Origin of the sequence: Pseudomonas sp. K5002 (genome assembly GCF_013386655.1) — a bacterium.
GTDB lineage: Bacteria > Pseudomonadota > Gammaproteobacteria > Pseudomonadales > Pseudomonadaceae > Aquipseudomonas.
Map to the genome: position 1 here is coordinate 1 of NZ_JACARK010001303.1, position 1733 is coordinate 1733.

Genomic DNA, 1733 nt, shown 5'->3' on the forward strand with positions numbered 1-1733 from the left:
TGGCTGGGGGATCTGGCAGGTCCGCGCACTGCAGGCGAGCAGCCAGCAACAGCTGGGCCAAGTGCAAACCCTGGACGACCAATCCCAGAGCCTAAAGCAGAGCCAGCAGCAGCTGTCGGCCCGTCTGGGGCAACTGCCCGGCGCCGATGAGCTGGAAGAGCGTCGCCGGCTGGTGGCGCAATTGCAGGGTGATCAACAACGCCTGAGCCAGCGCCTGGAAACGGTGCTGGGGGCCAGCCGCCAGGACTGGCGCCTGGCCGAGGCCGAGCACTTGATCCGCCTGGCCAGCCTGCGTCTTTCCGCCTTGCAGGACATCAACAGTGCCCAGGCACTGGTCCAGGGCGCTGACGAAATCCTCCGCGAACAAAGTGACCCTGGCTCCTACGCCGCCCGTGAGCAGTTGGCCAAGAGCCTCGCCGCGTTGCGCAATATCGAACAGCCCGACCGTACCGGGCTGTACCTGCAACTGGCGGCATTGCGCGATCAGGTCGTGCAGTTGGCGGCCATCGCGCCGGAATACCAACTCCCTGAAGCGGCCAATGATGGGCGTCCGACCACCGACACGGACAGCCGTTGGAGTCAGTGGTGGGCGCAGATCTCGCGGTATTTCCGCATCGACTTCAATCCTGATGACAACATTCGCCCGCTCCTGGCAGGGCAAGGCCTGAACCAGGTGCGCCTGGCCCTGAGCCTTGCGCTGGAGCAGGCGCAATGGGCGGCGCTCAACGGCGAGCCGGCGGTGTACAGCCGATCCCTGGGCGAGGCCCGCAGCGTGTTGCAGGACAACTTCAATCAAGACAACCCGCAAAGCAAAGCCATGCTGGCCCGTATTGCCGAGCTTGAGCCCAAGGCCGTCTCGGTGGTCACGCCGGACCTGGCCGCTAGCCTGGCTGCCGTGCAGGCTTACCTTGACCGTCGCCACCTGTCTGCCGAGGAAGCCAAGGCTTCCGCTGGCAAGCCGGCGACCCAGGAGTAAAGCCGATGAAGCGCTTCTATGTGATCCTGGTGCTGGCGATTGCGATCGCCCTGGCACTGGCCGTGGGCATTTCGAAACATACCGGCTACGTGCTGATTACCTATCCCCATGTGCTGCATTACGAGTCCGGGCTGTGGTCGACGCTGGTGGCGTTGTTTGCCATCGGCCTGGTGATCTATTTGGCCAGGGTGCTGGTGGGCCTGGTGCTGACCTCGGGTGGCGTGGTCAATCCGTGGTCGCGGCGCAACCGCAGCCGTCGGGTCCAGGTTGCCATCGAGCAGGGCCAGATGGACCTCGCCGAAGGGCGCTGGGCCAGTGCCGAGCGTCACTTGCACCGTGCGGCCGAAGCCGAACGCCAGCCATTGCTCTACTACCTCGGCGCCGCCCGTGCGGCCAACGAACAGGGCCGTTATGAGGAAGCGGATGGCCTGCTGGAACGCGCGCTTGAGCGCCAGCCCCAGGCCGAACTGGCGGTAGCCTTGAGCCATGCGCAGTTGCAAATGGACCGCAGTGACACCGATGGCGCCCTGGTCACCCTGCAGGCCATGCATGAGCGTCATCCGCATAACGTCCAGGTATTGCGCCAACTGCAGCGGCTGTATCAACAGCGTGGCGACTGGTCTTCGGTAATCCGGCTGTTGCCGGAGTTGCGCAAGGACAAGGTGTTGCCGCCTGCCGAGTTGGCCGACCTGGAGCGACGCGCCTGGGGCGAGAACCTGACCCTGGCTGCCCAGCGCGAAGAGCAGGGCGAGGCCGG

General features: G+C 65.2%; 2 protein-coding genes. Both read left to right on the forward strand.

What is annotated here, in order from left to right:
* Window positions 1–976 (forward strand): uroporphyrinogen-III C-methyltransferase (locus HX846_RS35880; protein ID WP_178967310.1); only part of this gene is annotated, 976 nt, incomplete at its 5' end.
* 5 nt (window positions 977–981) lie between these two features.
* A partial coding sequence (locus tag HX846_RS35885; protein ID WP_306173203.1) for a heme biosynthesis HemY N-terminal domain-containing protein occupies window positions 982–1733 on the forward strand: 752 nt, incomplete at its 3' end.